This window comes from Clostridium swellfunianum, assembly GCF_023656515.1.
GTDB classification, from domain to species: domain Bacteria; phylum Bacillota; class Clostridia; order Clostridiales; family Clostridiaceae; genus Clostridium_AT; species Clostridium_AT swellfunianum.
The window spans coordinates 3,863,645-3,883,624 of the sequence record NZ_JAMOFV010000006.1 but is presented as its reverse complement, the minus strand read 5'-3'; the positions used below and the strand labels follow the sequence as shown (position 1 = coordinate 3,883,624).

Sequence of the window (19,980 nt, the reverse complement as noted above, 5' to 3'; positions counted from 1 at the left end):
GGAGGTATACCCTCCGCTTTAGCTTTATTCTATATGTTTTATTTAAGTTACAAATATAAAAATATCAATATATTTTTCAGCTTAGTCCAATTCTGTATTCATAAGAATATCAAGCATCTTATCCGTATTGTTAACAAAGGTCTTCATCACCTGATAATTCTCTGTGTCTTTATAGTTTACTTTTCTAATATAATCCTTTATCTCGTAAATAGTAGAATCAGGATATGACATTATAATTGGAGAATGTGTAGCTATAATAAACTGACATCTCTTCTGAACTAGGTAATGAATTCTAGAAACCATTGCCATCTGCCTTGCCGGGGAAAGTGCTGCTTCAGGTTCATCTAAGATATATAAGCCATCAGAGCCAAATCTATTCATAATTAATGAAAAGAAAGACTCTCCATGGGACTGATTATGAAGCGATATGCCTCCATAGGATGAATAAAGCTGCCGTCCTCCTCTGTTCATATCTTCTTTATTAAGTTCATCTACATTAGTAGCAACGTTATAAAAGCTTTCTGCTCTTAAGAAAAACCCGTCCTTAGGTCTTACAACTCCTCTTATAAGCTTTATATAGTTATAAAGCTCTGAATGTGTAGCCTTAGAAGAAAAATTAAAGTTTATAGTCCCACCCTCAGGATTAAAACCGTAGGAAGCTGCTATTGCTTCTAAAATTGTAGACTTACCTGTTCCATTTTCACCTACTATAAAGGTTACTTTAGGATGAAGCTCTAAGTTTGAAAGGGTTTTAACTGCTGGTAAACAGAATGGATATGTATTAAAGCTTCTTATGCTATTTTTGTTGAGTTCAATACTTCGTAAAAATTGATATCCTTTAAGCATAATTAATACCTATCCTCCGAATTTCCTCGATCAAATTATTCTATTATAATGTTTTACTACATTATCTATACATATCCTTTGCTTTAGGATACTTTTCCATAAATATTTTATTTGCAGACTCAAGCCTTTTGCAATACTCTCTATAAGAGTCGCTTAGTATCTTCAGGTTTGCAATAAAAGTCTCATAGTATCCATTGCTTTTTTGAAATTGCAGCAATAACTGCTGCAGCTTATAAGCTGCAGAATTTTTAAACTCCTCAGAATTTCTAAAACTTAAATACTTGTCGATAACCTCTTTATTTTCTTCCAAGTATGAATCCATATTGTTTACCACATCTACTAATGAAGAATTAATTTTCTCCATATCGGCTTGCTTTGTAATTACCAAATTATCAACAAGATACTTTTCTAATTCGCCTGGAAATTCTATTTTTTTAATACTATCTAAGTAAGCTACAATCTTATTATATGCCTCCTGCTTTTCTTCCGTATCTGCCGTTTCATCAAGAAAACGTCCAAAATGCACGCATAAATACATTCCATAACTTCCTGGAAAGGCATAAAGCAGCTTTTCTTTTATAGTGAACTGCTTATGTATTTTTTTATCTATATATTCTTCTGCTTTTCTAATATCGTAGCCCTTACCTAATTGTTCTAGACACTGCATTCTTACCCTAGATCTTTCAAGTTCAAGTTCCATTTTATACTTATATTTATCTATGGCAGCTTCTTTATTGGTACTTTCTATAATTTTTTTAATATCAGTAACACTAATATTTAGTTTTCTTAATACTGATATCTCTTTTAGCTTATTAACATCCTCTTCACTATAAGACCTATAAGCATTTTCCATAATTCTTGGAGAAATTAAACCTTGCTGCTCATAGTATTCAACTGCTTTTTTAGTTACCTTGCATTGTTCGCATATATCCTTAATAAGCATTTTAATCACCTCATACCTATGGTAGTCTATCCCCTAAGGTGATAGTCAATAGTTATCTAGGTTTATTTTATTTTTTATTTATCACAGCCCCGATTTGCTCGCAAACTTTATCGTGCAAACCCTTAACCTCTTCCTTTGACAGATTGCTCGTTTCTATAGGTTTCAATATTGTCACCTTCACATCTGCAGGCTTAATTATCAAGCTTTTCTTTCCCATGATATTGTAAGATCCATTTATAGCAACAGGAACAATAGGTACATTACCTTTTGTAGCAAGCTTAAAGCTGCCAGCCTTGAATTCCCCCATTTCTTTGCTGCCACTTCTAGTACCCTCAGGAAAAATAACCATTGAATAGCCTTGCTTTAAATACTCTGCACCTTGATTTATTGCGGTTATAGACTGCCTAATATCTTTTCTATCCATAAAAACGCACCTCATCTGTCGCATCCAGGATGCTACAAACGGAAGCCTTGAGGTTTCTATTTTGGCTATGAAAGCTTTAGGCTTGTCAATAAAGGATATAAGAATCGGTATATCAAAATTCCCTTGATGATTACCTATAAAAACAACAGGTCCCTCAGGCAAATTTTCTGCACCTTCTACAGTAACCTTTGCTCCACTTAAATTTATAACTAACCTTGCCCAAAGACTTGTTACCTTATGTACAATTTTAATTCTTTCTTGTTCCTTACCTTGCTTTTCCAATATCTTTACCCATAAAAGGAAAGGTATGGTGAAAATTAACGACACCCAAAACCATATAAACCATATCATTGTTCGAATCATTTTTAGCTCATCTCCATATTGTTAAAATAATAATGCCATAGCATATCCGTTTCTGTAGCTTCCATCAGATTTCTACCAATTTCCATTCCCCAGTACTTTTCACTTAAAGCAATATCATACTCTAATAGTTCAGTTCTGGCCATTATTTATCCCCCCATCTTCTAATTTATATAAGGAGTATTATACCATAGTTTAGCAACATTAATGGAAATTTTTCTTTTTTTATTCTCTGAAAGGATATTCTACAATGTCCTTTTTTCCATAGTGCTGCTGCAAATCTTTAATAGCCTTATAATATTCCCTAGGTGACAATCCAAAGTTTTTCTTAAAAGCTCTTACAAAACCTGAATAATCCTTAAATCCACACTGTTCTGAAACACTTGATGCTTGAACGCCTTTTTTTATAAGTTCTGCTGCCTTGGCAAGTCTCTTTTGAAGTATATAATTATGTAGAGTATAGCCCGTTTCGCTTTTAAAGTTGTGCATTAAGTAGTATCTATTTATATAAAATTTTGAGGCAATCCACTCAACAGATAAATCTCCACTTAAATTCTCGTTAACATATGCTAGTATGTTAACTATTCTTTCGTCGTACTGAACATCCTTTTCTTCTCTATTTAATTTAGTTTTAAGCATGAACCTATTAAGATAGACTATCAACTGAATAAAGTATGCATTTTGAAGCACCTTACTTCCAAACTCATTGTCTCTTATTGCTTTTTCCAGAGAATATAAAGTTTCTTTAACTATATTTAAATTTTCAGCAGTTAAACGAAACAAATTGGATTTCTCTTTAACTTCTAAATAAAAGCAGGAACGCAAGTCACTTTCATCAGTGCTCTGATGTTCTAGAAAGCTAGAATCCACCCAAATTATAATTCTTTCATAGTACTCACTTGAATCTATAATAGGCTTATGTACCTCTTTGCTGCTAATAAAAAGAATATCCCAAGGCCTAAGCTTATAATACTTGCCTTCAATTGCGTAGGTTACATTCCCTGAAATAAAAATTACTATCTTGTTAAAATCATGATAGTGAAAAGCATGCTCTTCAGCTTTCTTATCTTTTAAGTGAAAGAATCTAAAATCTTCATTTAGATAACCTCTTTTAATCTTAATCAAAGCATTATCTTCCAAAACAACACCTCCATTTTATTAATTAATTATAGCACCTTTAGCAATGTATTAACCATTTTAAGCAATAAAAATTGCATTTTATTATACTATAATACTACTATAAAAGTGATTTCTGCATGTTCAGGAGGTAAAAATATGAAATTAAACGAACTACTAAAAGGCTTAACCTACGAGATTATTCAAGGAAGCGATAATATTGAAATCAATAATATAGGCTGGGATTCAAGAAAAGTATTATCCAACTCTCTTTTTATTTGTGTGAGAAATAGAAATGTTGATAGGCACTCTTATGCCTCCGCTGCTATTCAAAATGGTGCAGTTGCTTTGGTTATTGAGCATGATATAGAAGAGGTACCAGCAAAAGTTACAATTATTAAAGTGGAGGACTCGAAAAAAGCTATGGCAAGCATAGCAAATATATATTTTGGAGAGCCTTCTAAAAAATTTAATCTAATTGGAATAACAGGAACTAACGGTAAAACTTCGGTAACCTATTTTGTTTATAAGGTCTTAGAGAACGCAGGAAGATTGACAGGAATTATTGGTACTATTGAAAATAAAGTAGGAGACAAGGAGCTTAAAACAGAAAAGCTTAATCCTACTACTCCAGACTCAATTGAGCTTCAAGCGTCCTTTAAGGAGATATCTGAGGCCGGAGGCTCTGATGTAGTTATGGAGGTTACCTCCTCAGCTCTTGATAAAGGAAGAGTTTATGAATGTGATTTTAACATTGGCGCCTTTACAAATTTGACACAGGATCACCTTGAAGAGCATGGAACCATGGAAAACTATAAGAATGCAAAGCTTAAGCTTTTTAAAAAGTGCAAAAAAACTCTAACTAATATTGATGATCCAGTTTCAAAAGAAATAATAGAGACAGCCTCTGGAGAAGTTTTCACCTATGGTATAGAACGCGCTGCAGATTTTAAAGCCTTTGATATAGTTTACGGTCTAAATTTTATAGAGTTTTCCTTAAGCTTTAAAAGCCAGATTAAAAATGTAAAATTTAATGTTCCGGGAAAATTCAGCGTTTATAATGCTTTAGCAACCATAGGTATATGCTATTTGTCAGGATTAGAACTGGAGGAAATAATTGAAGGATTAAAGAATATTACTGGGGTGCCCGGAAGAATAGAAAAAATAGCAAATGATAAAGAAATTTTGACTATTGTAGACTATGCCCACTCTCCTGACAGCCTCGAGAATATAATAAAATCCATGAAGGATATAGCAAGAGGAAAAGTAATTACTGTATTTGGCTGCGGCGGTAATAGAGATACCTCTAAACGCCCTATAATGGGAGACATAGCAGGAAAGCTTTCTGATTTTGTAGTTATAACTTCTGATAATCCGAGAAATGAAAACCCTGCAGCAATTATTGATGAAATAGAGCAAGGAATTCTAAAGACCAATTGTGACTATATAAAGTCCGAAAATAGGGAGGAAGCTATATATACTGCCTTAGGCAAGGCAAATTCCGGTGATGTGGTGATTATTGCAGGAAAAGGTCATGAAACTTATCAGATTCTTGGAGATAACATTATACATTTCGATGATAGAGAAGTTGCTAGAAAATACTTTAGCAGATAAATATTCAGTGTACAGGAGGCGTAACAATTAATAATTGTTATGTACCTCAGAGAAATACAGGAGGGTAAAAAATGAATTTATTAAAATCTTACAAATCTTCTTTAATACTTCTCAGTTCTGTAATTATAGGAGGCTTAGTCGGCGCAATTGTTGGTCCTAAAGCATCTATAGTTGAGCCGCTTGGTGATTTATTTCTAAACTTGATGTTTATGATTATTGTTCCACTAGTGTTTTTCAGTGTTACTTCAGCAATTGGCAACATGGTTAGCATGAAAAGGCTTGGCAAAATACTCGCTGCAATATTTATAGTGTTCACAAGCACAGCCCTTTTAACTGCTGTTATAAGTTTTATTGGAGCCTTAATTATGAATCCTACAAATGGAATTGATACTTCAGCTATTAAAGCCCTAATGTCCAAAGCTGCTGAAGGTACTCAAAGCACAGAGAAAGTTGGTTTTTTAAAGCAGCTTGTTAATACCTTTACAGTATCGGATTTTATAAGCTTATTTTCAAGAAAAAATATGCTTCAGCTTATAGTATTTTCTGTAGGCCTTGGTTCGGCAATTGCCATGGTTAAGGAAAAGGCACAGCCTCTTGCAAAATTTCTGGATGCTGGAGCCAGTGTAATGATGAAGCTTGTTGATATAATAATGTACTATGCTCCAATAGGTCTTGGCTGCTATTTTGCTTCTGTAGTAGGACAACTTGGCCCACAAATCCTTCAAGGCTATCTAAAATCCTTTTTACTATATTTAATATTAACCGTTGTGGTATATTTGGGACTATTTACTCTTTATGCTTTCATTGCTGGCGGAAAAAAAGGAATAAAGATTTTCTGGGAAAATGCCATAACTCCATCTATAACAGCCTTAGCAACCTGCTCAAGTGCAGCCTGCATACCTGTTAACCTTGAGTACGTAAAAAAAATGGGCGTAACAAAAGATATTGCAGAAACTGTAATTCCACTTGGCGCAAATACTCATAAAGATGGCTCAGTAATAGGTGGTGTATTGAAAGTAACCTTCTTATTTGGTTTATTTGGCTATAGTATGACGGACTTAAAATCAGCATTATCTATAATTTTTACTGCCTTTCTAGTAGGTGCAGTAATGGGCGCAATCCCGGGAGGAGGAATGATTGGTGAAATGCTTATAATAAGTGTTTATGGCTTCCCTCCAGAAGTCCTTCCTATAATAGCAGTAATAAGTACAATCATAGATGCTCCTGCTACTCTATTAAATTCTACAGGAAATACGGTATGTTCTATGCTGGTAACTAGAATGGTTGAAGGAAGATTAAAATTCGCTAAAATTTTAGCTTCCGAAGCCGGATTAAGCGAGCCCGCTTAAAACTGAAGCTTTCTCTGTCAAAATCAATATTACCAAAGTAAAGAATCCACAAAATCTATAGCAGATAGCAAAACTAGCCAGCCATATAAGAATATAACAATTTAACCATATGGCTGGCTAGCCCTTAATCTCTTAAAAGAATCAGTATTAGTGACTCAAATTCCAAAACTTTACTTATACCTTCTATTGTAATGGGTAAACTATAGATATGCTAAATTTAGCATAATTCAAAGTTTTGAAAGTGGGGAATTTAATATGAACGATAAAAATCTTCAAGAAACTCAACAATTAAACGCACAGGCAAGGTCAAACTCAACATCTGATGGAAAGTCAAAAGTCAGCCTAACTCATCCTGAGCTAGGACAAAGCTTTACAAACAGCATTTCTAGCTCAGATCTTCAAGAAGCTGTAGAACTTAATCAAAAGTCTAGACAAAATAAAAATAGATAAATATATGATCATAAAAATGCAAGGCAGGTTTCATAACCTGCCTTTACCTAAAATATTATTTTCTCTAAGTCCTTTAAAGAAGTAACTATATAATCTGCTTCTAAAGAAATGTATGCCTTATTGGTATTATACAAGCAGGATTTAGCTCCAGAACTTTTAGCCCCTATTATCTCGATGTCCCTATCACCAACAACTAAAGTTTCAGCCTTATTCATGTCATATTTATTAATTAAATATATGAAGCCTTCAATATCAGGTTTTCTTTTGAACCCTTTGTCTATGGTTACTACTTCAGTAAAAAGTTCTGTCATGTCATGAAAATCTAAAATTTTAAGTGCAGTATCCTCTTCTCTATGAGTCAAAATAAAGTTCCTGCCACCTTTATTTATAAGTTCTCTGCAAACTTCCTTAGCATAAGCAAATGGTATTATTTTACCCAAGTCTGAATTTTTTTCATATACTCTATATTCTTCCACGAACCTGCTATCAAGCTTATAAAGTTCAGTAAAGTGTTTAGCTGCCGTATAGAAGGAAACTTTCATATGTTCTAAAATATTTTCTTCACTTTCCTTTATCTCTCTATCTTCAAGAGCTCTCTTGAAAGCGTACACCATTGCAGGATAAGTATTAAATAGCGTGCCGTCAAAGTCCCAAATTATATTCTTAAACATTTGCATCCCTCCTTTTATTTTATATAAGGTTTACCTAGATTTTCAGTTAAATTAACCAAGTCATCTTTCATTATTATTCTGTCTAAGCTCTTCAATATTTCACCTTTATCTTCAGCTTCAATGTTCATGGATGCTAGTATCATATTTTTTAGTTCAGCTATCTCTTTATTTTTATTATCGATAATATTTTCATACTTTTGTTCCATTTCAGTCCAATTTCTGTTGAGCATATTTATTAAAGACGCCATTTCATCAGAACTACCTACTATACGATTTAGGAGTAGCAGATTAAGCCTTAAGACCTCTGGAATTTCTCCGTGTGAATATCTCAACTGGTGATCTATCTCACCATACCCTTCTTCAAAAATTGTTCTCACTTGTATTTCAGCAATAACCTTGTGATTTGTTGGGAAGGATTCAATCAAGTAATGAACTGAACGATATCCGGATTTTCTTGAATGAATTTGAATATTAAGTTCCTCAAAACGTTTGGTGTCATCACCTTCTCTAACATTTGCAGTAATCTCAACAACTTTCCACATGCTCGTTATAAATTTATGTATTTCTTCCCAATCCTCTTTAAAAATATGTATGGCTCTAATTCCTATTAAATCTGTAATTTGTTCCTTATAATTTTCAGCAGAAAACTTAAAATCTTCACCATATTTTTTCTTCCTATCTGGAGTCTTTCTAATTATCTTCTCTATTAAATGTTCTGATTCCTTAACTCTAGATTTTACAGAATGTATTTTCCCATGAGTTCTTAGGGTACTTGCTATAAAGTCAGCCTGAGTTTCATAAATATTTTTATATATATTATAATCTGAATAGATAGCATTAAGAGTTTCCCAGTTTATTCCCATGCTTTCAACTTCATTTTCAGTAAGATGATATTTCATTAAAAAGTCTTTCCTTGAGATTTTCATGAAATAGCCTCCTTAATATTATTTCTTCATAGATTATATCATAATGCTTTAATTTAAAATAGAAAAAACCATCAGTGCGGTTTAAACTGCTTGATGGTTTTTTCTATTGCTCTATTTACCTAGCTGCAAGAAGAGGCTATTTAATTTAGATGCCAAAAACACCGTGAAAATTGGGGAAGATAAACTATACTAGAGGGAATAGTATAATTATTGGGTCTACTTTTACCTCTTCTTTTGCTTGTTACTTGCTCTGTTATATTCATCTACTTAATTATGATCATAAATGCTTCAACTTGAAGCATTTATTAAATCAAGAAACTCAATTACTTGACAATAAAAAATACCCATACCAAAAAGGCATGGGTGTAAAATCTTTCCAAACCTTTCGGCAACTGGCTGACGTAGTGTTTCTCACTTTAGTCCCTATAGCTTTGCGTCACTAACTTTCGTTAGTTTTGCCTTTATCGAGTTTTACTTTCTCTAAACTAATTATATAAAAGGTCCTTATAGTTTGCAATAGGACAAATATGAATGTTTATAAAACTTTATATATTTATTTTATGAACTGAACTGTAAATGCATCCTTGGAAAGTGCATCAAATTCATACCCCATCACTTTTAACCCCTCAATAACTTGAGGAAGTGCCTCAGTTGAAGTAGTTTTCAATCTGCTGCCGTGCATAAGAATAATAGCTTTATTCTTTCCTTTTGCCCCCTGTAAAACATTTTTCACTATTGTTTCCTTAGGAACAGTATCTGCTGCCGCATCCGCTGAAGACACGTTCCAATCAAAATATTGGTAGCCTTGTTCTCTAACTGTAGATATAAGCTTTTTCATGAAAAGCCTTCCACCATATGCCCAACTTACTTGGTTATTTGAGCCTCCAGGAAAACGGATAAGCTTTGGTCTCATTCCTGCTGCTTCATATATAAAATCATTTAACTTTTCTGTGTCCTCCATATACTTGTCAATTGAAGAATAAATATATGAATATTTATGCGAAGCAGTATGGTTTCCTATTTCATGTCCTTCATCAGCCATTCTTTTAAGCATTCGTTTTTCAAATTCAGAGTTTTTCCCATCAAGCTCCAAGTTAGGAAAAAAAGTTGCCTTTATGTTATATTTCGCTAAAGTATCCAGAATTCTAGCTGTATTTTCTGACATGGTATCATCGAAAGTTAAGTATGCTATTTTCTTATTATCATTGATAACTTCATCGGCACTTTTTTCCTTAAACTTGAGAGCTAGTTCAGTATATTTCATGCTTTTATTTCTTAATATCGCCTCTGAGATTTCATCATTATTATCTTGCTCCTCTGGTGTGCTGATTGATTTGGCCTCAGAAATAGCCTTTTCTGAAAGCAGGTTTTCCTGTTGCTTTTTTTGTGAGCTGCATCCTGAAATAAAAATAATAGCCACTATAACAAAAAGCACTGTAGAAGTAGTTCTGTTAAGCATTTTTATCCCCCTATAACCTACGCCTGTACATACGTTTTATAATCCTTTGTATTATATCTTAATTGTATGTGCCGAAGTAAATACTAATACTAATACTATGAAAACAATGGGAAAAACCGCTAAAGCAACATTAATTACCTTAACGGTTCTTAGTTTATCTATTCATAAACTGTTCAATATCTTCTACAGTTTTAATTATATCTTTAGACAGGTTCTCATAACCACTCTCAGTTACAAGAACATCATCCTCAATCCTGATTCCTATCTTCTCTTCTTCAATGTAAAGTCCAGGTTCCACAGTTAATACCATTCCAGACTTAAGCTCTGTATTTCCATCTCCAACATCATGAGTATCAAGACCTAAATAGTGACTCACTCCATGATAATAGTATTTCGAGAGCTCTGAGTCTTCATTAATAAGTCCTATTTTCTTTAGGCTCTCTGCAAGAGATAGTTTTGTAGCCTCGTTAAGCTTTGAAAATGGAACTCCTGGTTTTATAACTGCCATAGTATCTTCCATTGCTTTTAGAACAATATTATAAATTTCCTTTTGTCTTTCAGTAAATTTTCCATTAACAGGGAAAGTTCTGCTAATATCTGCATTATAGTACTTCCACTGCGCTCCTAAATCAAATAAAATCAAATCACCATCTTGTGTATTGGCGTTGTTTTTTGAATAGTGAAGTACTGTGCCGTTAACTCCTGATGCAGCAATGGTTTTAAATGCATAATCAGTTACTCCGCTACACTTTAAAACATAATCAAAGTTAGCCTCAATTTGGTATTCAAGCATGCCTGGTCTTGCATTATTCATGAGGCTCTTAATACCTTCGTAAGTTATTTCTATAGCTTTTTTTATTTCAACAATTTCTTCTTCGCCTTTTATAACTCTTAAATTGCAAATATCATGATATATATTCTTAATCTTAATCTGCGGGTATTTTTCAAAAACTGTCCTCGCAAATAAATTAGCTCTTGTGGGTACTGAGTCCCATCCCCTACTTTCAAGATCAAGATATAGTCTCTTTACATCATATGAAAGTATGTATCTACCTAAGACGCTTTCAAAGCCATCCAATAACTTAATATTATCTATTCCTGAGGCTTCTTTAGCTTCTTCAACTGTCATTCTTTTTCCTACCCATTTTTCTACAACTGGATCCGCTTTTTCTATAAATAGCGTCTGACTAACTTTATCGTCTATCTTTGTTATCATTAATATTGTCTTTTCTCTATTTACACCTGTTAAGTAATAAAAATTTCTATTAGGTGTAAAACTATAATCTTCATCCGCAGACTTTTGAGGTGCTTCTCCTGAAAACAGTACTAGTATAGAATTATCTTTTATTCTTTTTAATAGATTTGCTCTATTTCTTGTAAAAAATTCTTTATTCATAAAATTTCCCCCATTAAACTTAAATTGATATTTAAATATCTTTTTATATATATTTCTATGCCACTTTGAAAATTCCTGCTAAGTCAATTAAGCCTTGGCATTTTTATATAAAGCTCTTGGTTTTAACTAAAGCAGTTATTATCAGAATTTATTATATTTGTATTATAAAAATAAAGAGGCTAAGTCATTACAACTTAGCCTACTCATTATATATTCCAAAGCTTCTAAACTTATCATATCTTCTATTTAAAAGCGTATCTCTATCATATTTTACTAATATACCTATTGTTTCTTCTAAAGCTGATTTAATGTTAGCTGCTGTTTCATCAACATTTTTGTGTGCTCCACCTAATGGTTCCTTAATAACTCTGTCTATGATTCCAAAGCTTTTTAAATCATCAGCAGTTATTTTCATGACACCAGCTGCTTCTTTAGCCCTACTGCTATCCTTCCAAAGTATGCTTGCAAAGCCTTCTGGTGAGAGAATTGAATATATGGAGTTTTCAAGCATCCATACCTCATCAGCTACAGCCATAGCCAATGCTCCACCGCTGCCACCTTCACCAATTACTACTGACACCACAGGTACCTTTAGATTTGCCATTTCCATAAGGTTTCTTGCTATAGCTTCTCCTTGTCCTCTTTCCTCTGCCCCTATTCCTGGATAAGCCCCCGGAGTATCTACAAAGCATATTACCGGTCTATTAAACTTTTCTGCCTGCTTCATAAGCCTTAAAGCTTTTCTATAGCCTTCAGGATTTGGCATTCCAAAGTTTCTCTTAATATATTCCTTAGTATCTCTTCCTTTTTGTTGACCAATAACAGTTACTGGTCTTCCGTTTAGCTTCCCAACTCCACCAACTATTGAAGGATCATCACCAAACAGCCTGTCACCGTGGAACTCAATAAAATCTGTAAATATCTTTTCAATATAATCTAAAGCTGTAGGTCTTTCCACAAGCTTTGCCAAGGTTACTTTCTCCCACGCACTTAGATTGGTGTAAACCTGGCTTTTCATTTCCTCAAGCTTTTTCTCAAGCTTTTCAATTTCAATTGAAAGATCTACATCCTGCTCCTTTGAAAATCTCTTAACATCCTCTATCTTATTAGCTAACTCTTCAATTTTCTTTTCAAATTCTAGTACAGCCACGATATCACCACCTAAATTACGTGCAGATTTAAAATCTGCGCTAAAACTTCCTTTTGCTTTTCTCTTGGAACAACGGCATCAATAAAGCCATGCTCTAGTAAAAATTCAGCAGTCTGAAAACCTTCTGGAAGACTTTGTTTTATTGTCTGTTCAATTACTCTCTTACCAGCAAAGCCAATTAAAGCTCCTGGTTCTGCCAAGATTATGTCTCCAAGCATTGCAAAGCTCGCAGTAACTCCGCCTGTAGTTGGGTCTGTAAGCACAGGAACGTATAGTAGCCCTTCTTCATTATGCCTAGCAAGTGCTGCGCTTACCTTAGCCATCTGCATTAAGGAGTACATTCCCTCCTGCATTCTAGCTCCACCAGAGGCAGTAAATATTACTACAGGAAGCCTTTTCTTTGTAGCATTTTCAATAGCTCTAGTTAATTTTTCTCCAACAACTGAGCCCATGCTGCCCATCATGAATCGGCTATCCATGACCCCAATTACAACAGCCTGCCCATTTATTTTCCCTTTGCCAACTACCGCAGCCTCATCCAAACCTGTATCCTCTCTTAACCCCTTAAGCTTATTTTCGTAGCCCGGGAAGTCTAATGGATTTCCACTGGTCATTTTTCTATCAAGTTCTACAAAGGTTCCTTCATCAATTATATAGTTAATTCTATCTAAAGCTGGCATTCTAAAGTGCTTGCCACAATCTTGGCATACAAGCTGATGCTTTTCCAAATCTTTCTTGTATAGGGTTTTCCCACAGCATTCACACTTCACCCACATGCCGTTTGGTATATTGGGCTTTTGTTCCTCCTGCTTATTTTCAGGCTTAGTATTTTGTGAAACAGTATTAACAGGAGTCTGACTTACAGTTATATATTTAGTTTTCTTAAACAGTCCATTAAACATCGGCTACCACCAACTTCCAGATAAAATTAAACATTTATTTTAAGCACTTTGGGAATGAATCCAGTATCAAATTCCCCGCTTGCAAAGACTTCGTTACTTAGAATTCTAAATTGAAAATCTATATTTGTATCTACACCTTCTATTACAAACTCACCTAAGGCTCTCTTCATCCTATTAATTGCCTCTTCACGAGTCTTACCGTGAACGATAAGCTTTCCTATCATAGAATCATAGGTTGGAGGGATAACGTATCCTTGGTAAGCAGCACTGTCAAGTCTTACTCCAAGTCCCCCTGGTATGTGCATTCTTTCTATTCTTCCCGGTGAAGGTCTAAAACCTAAATCAGGATTTTCAGCATTTATACGGCACTCAATAGCATGACCTTCTATTCTTATATCTTCTTGCTTTATAGAAAGCTTTTCTCCAGCTGCTATCTTTATTTGCTCTTTTATTAAATCAACACCAGTTATCATTTCTGTTATAGGATGTTCCACCTGTATACGGGTATTCATTTCCATGAAATAATAACTACCATATTTATCAACAAGAAATTCTATAGTTCCTGCATTTTTATAGTTAACTGCCTTAGCTGCCTTTACAGCAATATCACCCATTTGTTTTCTAAGTTCTCCAGTCATAACAGGTGAAGGTGCTTCCTCCAAAACCTTTTGGTTTCTTCTTTGGATAGAGCAGTCTCTTTCTCCTAGATAAACTGTGTTGCCATAGCTGTCAGCCAAAATTTGAAACTCTATATGCCTTGGATTTTCAACAAACTTCTCTACATACATAGTGTCATCGCCAAAGGCACCTTTTGCTTCTGACTTTGCTGTCTCAAAAGCCTTAGCAAACTCATTACTGTTTTTAACTATTCTTATACCTCGTCCTCCGCCTCCGGCGGAAGCTTTTATCATTACTGGGTATCCTATTTTTTCTGCAAGTTCAAGACCAATTTCTATGTTTTCTACCGAACCACTTGAACCTGGAACAACAGGAACACCTGCCTCCATCATTATCTCCCTGGCTCTTGACTTGTTACCCATCTTTTCAATGCTTTCCGAGTCTGGGCCAATAAATGTTATATTGCACTCTCTGCACATTTCAGCAAATTCGCTGTTTTCAGAAAGAAAACCAAAACCAGGGTGTATTGCCTCAGCGCCTGAAAGCACTGTAGCACTTATTATATTTTGCATATTTAAATAACTGTCTCTTGCTTTAGCTGGGCCTATACATACAGCATAATCGGCCATTTCAGCATGAAGAGCATCCTTATCTGCCTGAGAATAAACTGCAACAGTTTCAATTCCCATTTCTCTGCAAGCACGAATGATTCTAACAGCTATTTCACCTCTATTTGCAATAAGAATCTTCTTAAACATAATTCCCTCCTATATCCTTGAGTAGGGATACTTACTGAATTATAAATGAAAGCTCAGCTTCTGCAGCTTTCTTGTCATCTACATAAGCTATTGCCTTTCCAATGCCTATAGGGCCTTTCCTTTTTGTCATTTCAACTTCAAGCCTTAAAACATCTCCAGGCACTACTTTTTTTCTGAACTTAGCCCTATCTATGCCTGTAAAATAGCCAATCTTGCCTTTAAACTCATCAAGGCTAAGCATAGCAACAGCTCCAACCTGAGCTAGAGCTTCAATTATAAGCACTCCTGGCATAACAGGTTCCCCGGGGAAATGTCCTTGAAAGAAATATTCATTCATAGTCACATTTTTATAGCCTACTGCTTTAACACCTGGCTCTAGTGTTTCTATTTTATCTACAAGTAGGAAAGGATACCTATGCGGTAGAATTTCCATAATCTCTTTAATGTTTAACATAGCACTCTCCTAAACAATTCTAAATAATGGCTGACCGAATTCAACCATCTGCTCATTCTCAACTAAAATTTCTGCAACTTCACCATCTATTTCACTTTCAATTTCATTCATAAGTTTCATAGCTTCAATTATGCAAAGCACTTGGCCTTTCTTAACCTTTGAACCCAGAGATACAAAAACTTCTGCGTTTGGTCCTGGTGAAGCGTAGAAGGTTCCAACTATTGGTGAAGTTACTATTGTACCTTCTTGTTTAACCTGTTGAGCTCTTACTTGTTCGTTTTCTTCGCTTCTCACAAGCTCGCTTATTACTGGAATCTGCTGTTCTACTGCAACAGTCTTTACAACTTCTGGTATTCTTTCAAAAGAAACAACTTCTTGTTTTTTTTCAAGCTTTATCTTCATTCCTTCTGTTTCTAATTCCACAAGGGTAAGTTGTGAATCACTTACTGTCTTTATAAGCTCCTGGATTGCTTTATAATCCATAGAATCCTCCTCTTACTCGGAACACTGGGCAATCTAACTGATTAGATTGCCCATTAAAGTTCATTTTGAACCTTAATCGCCCTTTATTCACTCCACTTTTTAAACATTATTGTAGCATTGTGCCCTCCAAAACCAAGTGAGTTTGATGCAGCATACTTAAGCTCTGCTTCTCTGCCTTGATTTGGAACATAATCTAAATCACACTCTGGATCTGGAGTATTGTAGTTAATTGTAGGTGGAACATATCCTTCTTGAAGCGCCTTAACGCATATAATTCCTTCTATTGCACCCGCTGCTCCAAGCAAATGTCCTGTCATAGACTTAGTTGAACTAACAGGCACTTTATAAGCATATTCACCTAAAACTGTTTTTATAGCCATTGTTTCATACTTATCATTTAATGGTGTACTTGTTCCATGTGCATTTATATATGATACCTCAGATACATCAATTCCAGAATCCTCTATAGCTAATTTTAACGCTCTAGCTCCACCTTCACCTTCTGGTGCAGGTGCAGTCATATGATGAGCATCACAAGTTGATCCATATCCAACAAGCTCAGCATATATTTTTGCACCTCTTTTTTGAGCATGCTCTAAAGTTTCAAGAATTAAAATTCCAGCACCCTCTCCCATAACAAAACCACTTCTGTTTACATCAAATGGAGTTGAAGCACTGTTAGGATCATTACTGTTGCTAAGTGCAGTTAAATTGGTAAAACCTGCAATCGCAAGTTCAGTAACGGAAGCTTCAGCACCACCAGCTATAATGACATCTGCCATTCCATATTGAAGAAGTCTTAAAGAATCTCCAATTGCATTTGTTCCTGTTGCGCAAGCCGTAACAACAGAAGTACACATTCCCTTAGCACCATATCTTATAGCAATGTTTCCTGCTGCCATATTGCTTATAGCCATTGGTATAAAAAGTGGTGAAACTCTATTTGGTCCTTTTTCAACTAGGGTTTTAACTTCTCTTTCTATTGTTGCCAATCCTCCAATTCCTGAACCAACAACTACACCTAATCTTTCCTTATTTATATTGTCCAGATCCAACCCCGAATCCTCAATTGCTTCTTTAGAAGCAGCTAAAGCTAGCTGGCAGTATCTGTCCATTCTCTTTGCTTCTTTTCTATCAATATAGCTTTCAGGCTTAAAGTCTTTTACCTCTGCTGCAACCTTAACCTTTAATCTTTCAGTATTAATTTGAGTTATATAGTCTATCCCATTTTTTCCTTCTTTAATTCCCTTCCAAAAGGAATTCACATCGTTACCCAGAGGCGTTATTGCTCCCATTCCAGTAACTACAACTCTATTTTTCATAATTGCCTCCCTTACATTACCATTCCGCCGTCTACGTTTATAACCTGGCCTGTTATATAGCTTGCATTTTCTGAAGCCAAAAATGCTGCTAAATTAGCCACATCCTCTGGACTTCCAAGCCTCTTAAGAGGAACATTTTCCAGTAGCTTTTCCTTAACCTTATCTGATAATACCTCAGTCATATCAGTAGTTATAAAACCTGGAGCAATTGCATTAGCAGTTATTCCACGAGTTCCAAGCTCCTTTGCAACGGATTTGGTAAAGCCTATAATTCCAGCCTTTGCAGCTGCATAATTTGCCTGACCGGCATTACCGATAAGACCTATGACTGAAGAAATATTTATTATCCTGCCGCTCTTTTGCTTAAGCATTATATTACTTGCATGCTTTGTGCAGTTAAATACTCCCTTTAAGTTAATGTCTAAGACTTTGCTAAAATCATCTTCTTTCATTCTTAAAAGTAGAGTATCTTTAGTAATGCCAGCATTATTTACTAGAATATCTAATCTCCCAAAGTTTTCAACAGCAAACTTTATAACTTTTTCTGCCTCATCAAAGCTGCTTACATCACCCTGCACCATCTCGGCCTTTCCGCCACAATTTCTTATCTCAGAAACAACATCCTCAGCTTCCTTTGCACTGCTTCTATAATTGATAACTATGCTAGCTCCAAGCTGTGCTAGTTTTACGGCAATAGCTCTTCCTATTCCTCTGCCTGCTCCTGTTACTACTGCTACCTTTCCAGTTAGCATACTCTATCTCTCCTGACTGTTTAATATTTCACAAACCTTTTCTAAAGACTTCATGTCTTCAACGTTTACTACAGTAACTTTTCTATCTATCTTTTTAACAAACCCGCTTAACACTTTTCCTGGTCCAAGCTCTACAAAGGTATCTACTCCATCCTCAATCATTTTTCTTATGGAGTTTTCCCATAATACAGAACTCATAACCTGTCTCTTAAGAAGTCCTTTTATATCTCCAGCTTCCTTAACATAGTCCCCTGTTACGTTGGTTATGATAGGAACCTTAATTTCACCAATTTCAACTGAGTTCAACTCTTCTTCAAGTTTTCTTGCAGCAAGTTTTAACATAGAGGTATGGAAAGGTGCACTAACTGAAAGAGGCATAACCTTTGCTCCTCTTTCTTTTGCTTTTTCAGAAGCAATTCTAACAGCTTCTATTTCTCCGCCTATTACAATTTGCCCTGGACAGTTAAAGTTAGCTGGTTCAACTATTCCAAATTCACTAGCTTCAGCACAAGCTGACCTAACTTCTTCTGCTCCAAGCCCAAGTACTGCTGCCATAGTACCTATTCCTACAGGAACAGCCTCTTGCATAAACTTTCCTCTCTTTTTAACCAGCTTTACAGCCTCACTGAAGTTTAATGCACTGCTGCAAACTAAAGCTGAATATTCTCCAAGACTTAAGCCTGCAACAACGTCAGGCTTAAACCCTTTTTGCTCTAAAGCTCTTAAAGCTGCAACACTTGTAGTTAAAATTGCCGGTTGAGTGTTTTCAGTTTTATCTAATTCTTCTTTAGGACCTTCAAAGCAAAGCTTGCTTATAGGGAAACCTAAAGCTTTATCTGCTTCATCAAATACTTCTCTACTTGCTGCTATATTTTCTGCAAGTTCTTTTCCCATACCCGCATATTGAGCGCCTTGGCCCGCAAATATAAATGCAATCTTACCCATAACCTTTCTCCCTTCAGTGGAAACACTGGATAGTTTAAGCTTGTTTATTCCTGCTCACAAACTACCATTAAAGTCAATTTAGGACTTTAACCTATACAAATTTTTTGCATACTGCTTCAGCTTCAGTAAACATCTCTTCAACTATCTCTTTACAGCTTTGCTTCTTTTTTATAAGACCAGCAATCTGTCCCGCCATAACTGAGCCGTAGTCTACGTCTCCTTCTCTAACTGCTTTTGGCAAAGCACCTTTACCTAAAGCTTCAAGTTCTTCAACGGAAGCTCCACTTTTCTCCAATACCTGGTATTGTCTTGCAAGTTTGTTTCTTAGAATACGAACTGGGTGACCTGTTGGTCTTCCGGTGACTACTGTATCTATATCTCCTGCATCTAGAACTTTCTGCTTGTAGTTTTCATGAATCGTACATTCATCAGCAACCAAGAATCTTGTTCCAATTTGCACGCCTTCTGCGCCCAGCATAAATGCTGCGGCAACTCCTCTTCCATCACCAATTCCACCAGCTGCAATAACAGGAATATTTACCGCATCTACAACCTGAGGAACAAGTGCCATGGTAGTAAGCTCACCTACGTGTCCTCCAGACTCGCAGCCTTCAGCAACAACCGCATCTGCCCCTGTTCTCTCCATTCTCTTAGCAAGAGCTACAGAAGGAACAACTGGAATAACTATAATTCCATGAGCCTTCCACATTTCTATATACTTTCCTGGATTACCTGCTCCAGTAGTGACTACCTTAACTCCTTCTTCGCAAACAAGCTTTGCAAGCTCCTCTGCATTGCTGCTCATAAGCATTATGTTCACACCAAAAGGCTTATCAGTTAAAGCTTTCGCTTTTCTGATTTCTTCCCTTATATAATCAACTGGTGCATTAGCTCCTGCTATAAGCCCTAAGCCTCCAGCGTTAGAAACCGCTGCTGCAAGTGAGCTGTCTGCAACCCAAGCCATTCCACCTTGAATAATTGGATATTTAATTCCTATCATGTCGCACAATTTAGATTTAAACATGGTAGCCCTCCCATAATA

The 19,980-nt window shown here is 35.4% G+C and carries 21 protein-coding genes and 1 riboswitch; of the genes, 3 read left to right on the top strand and 18 right to left on the bottom strand.

Annotated features, from left to right (window positions below; translation table 11 throughout):
- Nucleotides 1-81: 81 nt before the first annotated feature.
- The 5 genes from NBE98_RS18365 to NBE98_RS18345 all read right to left on the bottom strand — a co-directional run bounded on the left by NBE98_RS18365 (nucleotide 82) and on the right by NBE98_RS18345 (nucleotide 3,713).
- Nucleotides 82-846 (bottom strand): AAA family ATPase, encoded by a 765-nt coding sequence (locus NBE98_RS18365; protein ID WP_250816464.1) that lies wholly within the window; start codon nucleotides 844-846, stop codon nucleotides 82-84.
- Nucleotides 847-907: 61 nt separating this feature from the next.
- Nucleotides 908-1,789: a MerR family transcriptional regulator gene (locus tag NBE98_RS18360; protein WP_250816463.1), complete on the bottom strand. Its 882-nt coding sequence runs from the start codon at nucleotides 1,787-1,789 to the stop codon at nucleotides 908-910.
- A gap of 67 nt (nucleotides 1,790-1,856) precedes the next feature.
- Nucleotides 1,857-2,576: a lysophospholipid acyltransferase family protein gene (locus tag NBE98_RS18355; RefSeq protein WP_250816462.1), complete on the bottom strand. Its 720-nt coding sequence runs from the start codon at nucleotides 2,574-2,576 to the stop codon at nucleotides 1,857-1,859.
- 2 nt (nucleotides 2,577-2,578) lie between these two features.
- Nucleotides 2,579-2,719 (bottom strand): hypothetical protein, encoded by a 141-nt coding sequence (locus tag NBE98_RS18350; protein WP_250816461.1) that lies wholly within the window; start codon nucleotides 2,717-2,719, stop codon nucleotides 2,579-2,581.
- 79 nt (nucleotides 2,720-2,798) lie between these two features.
- On the bottom strand, nucleotides 2,799-3,713 hold the full coding sequence (locus NBE98_RS18345) for an AraC family transcriptional regulator (RefSeq protein ID WP_250816460.1): 915 nt from the start codon (nucleotides 3,711-3,713) through the stop codon (nucleotides 2,799-2,801).
- 135 nt (nucleotides 3,714-3,848) lie between these two features.
- On the opposite strand from NBE98_RS18345, the gene NBE98_RS18340 reads away from it, so the two are divergent.
- The 3 genes from NBE98_RS18340 (at nucleotide 3,849) to NBE98_RS18330 (ending at nucleotide 7,102) form a co-directional block, all read left to right on the top strand.
- Nucleotides 3,849-5,303, top strand: a complete 1,455-nt coding sequence (locus NBE98_RS18340; protein WP_250816459.1) for a UDP-N-acetylmuramoyl-L-alanyl-D-glutamate--2,6-diaminopimelate ligase — start codon at nucleotides 3,849-3,851, stop codon at nucleotides 5,301-5,303.
- Nucleotides 5,304-5,374: 71 nt separating this feature from the next.
- Entirely contained in the window at nucleotides 5,375-6,652 is a 1,278-nt protein-coding gene (locus tag NBE98_RS18335) for a dicarboxylate/amino acid:cation symporter (protein WP_250816458.1), read from the top strand.
- 255 nt (nucleotides 6,653-6,907) lie between these two features.
- On the top strand, nucleotides 6,908-7,102 hold the full coding sequence (locus NBE98_RS18330; protein ID WP_250816457.1) for a hypothetical protein: 195 nt from the start codon (nucleotides 6,908-6,910) through the stop codon (nucleotides 7,100-7,102).
- A 47-nt stretch (nucleotides 7,103-7,149) separates the two neighbouring features.
- Here NBE98_RS18330 and NBE98_RS18325 read toward each other — a convergent pair whose 3' ends face one another.
- The 13 genes from NBE98_RS18325 to fabK all read right to left on the bottom strand — a co-directional run bounded on the left by NBE98_RS18325 (nucleotide 7,150) and on the right by fabK (nucleotide 19,962).
- The gene (locus tag NBE98_RS18325) at nucleotides 7,150-7,773 is read right to left on the bottom strand and encodes an HAD-IA family hydrolase (RefSeq protein WP_250816456.1); all 624 of its coding nucleotides are present in this window, start codon (nucleotides 7,771-7,773) and stop codon (nucleotides 7,150-7,152) included.
- Nucleotides 7,774-7,787: 14 nt separating this feature from the next.
- Nucleotides 7,788-8,699, bottom strand: coding sequence for a RelA/SpoT domain-containing protein (locus NBE98_RS18320; protein ID WP_349305962.1), 912 nt, complete (start codon nucleotides 8,697-8,699; stop codon nucleotides 7,788-7,790).
- Nucleotides 8,700-9,083: 384 nt separating this feature from the next.
- Nucleotides 9,084-9,169, bottom strand: a riboswitch (cyclic di-GMP riboswitch).
- Between the two features lie 83 nt (nucleotides 9,170-9,252).
- Complete coding sequence (locus tag NBE98_RS18315) at nucleotides 9,253-10,158, bottom strand: polysaccharide deacetylase family protein (RefSeq protein ID WP_250816455.1); 906 nt, start codon at nucleotides 10,156-10,158, stop codon at nucleotides 9,253-9,255.
- Nucleotides 10,159-10,312: 154 nt separating this feature from the next.
- Nucleotides 10,313-11,554 carry an aminopeptidase P family protein gene (locus NBE98_RS18310; protein WP_250816454.1) on the bottom strand — a complete coding sequence of 414 codons (1,242 nt, stop codon included), beginning with the start codon at nucleotides 11,552-11,554 and terminating at the stop codon, nucleotides 10,313-10,315.
- A gap of 199 nt (nucleotides 11,555-11,753) precedes the next feature.
- The gene (locus NBE98_RS18305; RefSeq protein WP_349305961.1) at nucleotides 11,754-12,704 is read right to left on the bottom strand and encodes an acetyl-CoA carboxylase carboxyltransferase subunit alpha; all 951 of its coding nucleotides are present in this window, start codon (nucleotides 12,702-12,704) and stop codon (nucleotides 11,754-11,756) included.
- An 11-nt stretch (nucleotides 12,705-12,715) separates the two neighbouring features.
- Entirely contained in the window at nucleotides 12,716-13,606 is an 891-nt protein-coding gene (gene accD / locus NBE98_RS18300) for an acetyl-CoA carboxylase, carboxyltransferase subunit beta (protein ID WP_250816453.1), read from the bottom strand.
- A gap of 26 nt (nucleotides 13,607-13,632) precedes the next feature.
- A complete protein-coding gene (locus tag NBE98_RS18295) occupies nucleotides 13,633-14,982 on the bottom strand; it encodes an acetyl-CoA carboxylase biotin carboxylase subunit (RefSeq protein ID WP_250816452.1) in 1,350 nt (449 codons plus the stop codon).
- 31 nt (nucleotides 14,983-15,013) lie between these two features.
- On the bottom strand, nucleotides 15,014-15,436 hold the full coding sequence (fabZ, locus tag NBE98_RS18290; RefSeq protein WP_250816451.1) for a 3-hydroxyacyl-ACP dehydratase FabZ: 423 nt from the start codon (nucleotides 15,434-15,436) through the stop codon (nucleotides 15,014-15,016).
- A gap of 9 nt (nucleotides 15,437-15,445) precedes the next feature.
- Entirely contained in the window at nucleotides 15,446-15,919 is a 474-nt protein-coding gene (accB, locus tag NBE98_RS18285) for an acetyl-CoA carboxylase biotin carboxyl carrier protein (protein WP_250816450.1), read from the bottom strand.
- 83 nt (nucleotides 15,920-16,002) lie between these two features.
- Nucleotides 16,003-17,241 carry a beta-ketoacyl-ACP synthase II gene (gene fabF, locus NBE98_RS18280; protein ID WP_250816449.1) on the bottom strand — a complete coding sequence of 413 codons (1,239 nt, stop codon included), beginning with the start codon at nucleotides 17,239-17,241 and terminating at the stop codon, nucleotides 16,003-16,005.
- 11 nt (nucleotides 17,242-17,252) lie between these two features.
- Nucleotides 17,253-17,993, bottom strand: coding sequence for a 3-oxoacyl-[acyl-carrier-protein] reductase (gene fabG / locus NBE98_RS18275; RefSeq protein ID WP_250816448.1), 741 nt, complete (start codon nucleotides 17,991-17,993; stop codon nucleotides 17,253-17,255).
- 3 nt (nucleotides 17,994-17,996) lie between these two features.
- Nucleotides 17,997-18,938 carry an ACP S-malonyltransferase gene (fabD, locus tag NBE98_RS18270; RefSeq protein WP_250816447.1) on the bottom strand — a complete coding sequence of 314 codons (942 nt, stop codon included), beginning with the start codon at nucleotides 18,936-18,938 and terminating at the stop codon, nucleotides 17,997-17,999.
- 91 nt (nucleotides 18,939-19,029) lie between these two features.
- Nucleotides 19,030-19,962, bottom strand: a complete 933-nt coding sequence (fabK, locus tag NBE98_RS18265) for an enoyl-[acyl-carrier-protein] reductase FabK (RefSeq protein WP_250816446.1) — start codon at nucleotides 19,960-19,962, stop codon at nucleotides 19,030-19,032.
- Nucleotides 19,963-19,980: the final 18 nt, after the last annotated feature.

Excerpts from the sequence above, each read along its gene's own strand:
- fabK (WP_250816446.1), bottom strand. The coding sequence starts at position 19,962 with ATGTTTAAATCTAAATTGTGCGACATGATAGGAATTAAATATCCAATT.
- NBE98_RS18360 (WP_250816463.1), bottom strand. The coding sequence starts at position 1,789 with ATGCTTATTAAGGATATATGCGAACAATGCAAGGTAACTAAAAAAGCA.
- NBE98_RS18310 (WP_250816454.1), bottom strand. The coding sequence starts at position 11,554 with ATGAATAAAGAATTTTTTACAAGAAATAGAGCAAATCTATTAAAAAGA.
- NBE98_RS18340 (WP_250816459.1), top strand. The coding sequence starts at position 3,849 with ATGAAATTAAACGAACTACTAAAAGGCTTAACCTACGAGATTATTCAA.
- accB (WP_250816450.1), bottom strand. The coding sequence starts at position 15,919 with ATGGATTATAAAGCAATCCAGGAGCTTATAAAGACAGTAAGTGATTCA.
- NBE98_RS18350 (WP_250816461.1), bottom strand. The coding sequence starts at position 2,719 with ATGGCCAGAACTGAACTATTAGAGTATGATATTGCTTTAAGTGAAAAG.
- NBE98_RS18325 (WP_250816456.1), bottom strand. The coding sequence starts at position 7,773 with ATGTTTAAGAATATAATTTGGGACTTTGACGGCACGCTATTTAATACT.
- NBE98_RS18320 (WP_349305962.1), bottom strand. The coding sequence starts at position 8,699 with ATGAAAATCTCAAGGAAAGACTTTTTAATGAAATATCATCTTACTGAA.
- NBE98_RS18315 (WP_250816455.1), bottom strand. The coding sequence starts at position 10,158 with ATGCTTAACAGAACTACTTCTACAGTGCTTTTTGTTATAGTGGCTATT.
- fabZ (WP_250816451.1), bottom strand. The coding sequence starts at position 15,436 with ATGTTAAACATTAAAGAGATTATGGAAATTCTACCGCATAGGTATCCT.
- NBE98_RS18335 (WP_250816458.1), top strand. The coding sequence starts at position 5,375 with ATGAATTTATTAAAATCTTACAAATCTTCTTTAATACTTCTCAGTTCT.
- NBE98_RS18330 (WP_250816457.1), top strand. The coding sequence starts at position 6,908 with ATGAACGATAAAAATCTTCAAGAAACTCAACAATTAAACGCACAGGCA.
- accD (WP_250816453.1), bottom strand. The coding sequence starts at position 13,606 with ATGTTTAATGGACTGTTTAAGAAAACTAAATATATAACTGTAAGTCAG.
- NBE98_RS18355 (WP_250816462.1), bottom strand. The coding sequence starts at position 2,576 with ATGATTCGAACAATGATATGGTTTATATGGTTTTGGGTGTCGTTAATT.
- NBE98_RS18365 (WP_250816464.1), bottom strand. The coding sequence starts at position 846 with ATGCTTAAAGGATATCAATTTTTACGAAGTATTGAACTCAACAAAAAT.
- fabG (WP_250816448.1), bottom strand. The coding sequence starts at position 17,993 with ATGCTAACTGGAAAGGTAGCAGTAGTAACAGGAGCAGGCAGAGGAATA.
- fabF (WP_250816449.1), bottom strand. The coding sequence starts at position 17,241 with ATGAAAAATAGAGTTGTAGTTACTGGAATGGGAGCAATAACGCCTCTG.
- NBE98_RS18295 (WP_250816452.1), bottom strand. The coding sequence starts at position 14,982 with ATGTTTAAGAAGATTCTTATTGCAAATAGAGGTGAAATAGCTGTTAGA.
- fabD (WP_250816447.1), bottom strand. The coding sequence starts at position 18,938 with ATGGGTAAGATTGCATTTATATTTGCGGGCCAAGGCGCTCAATATGCG.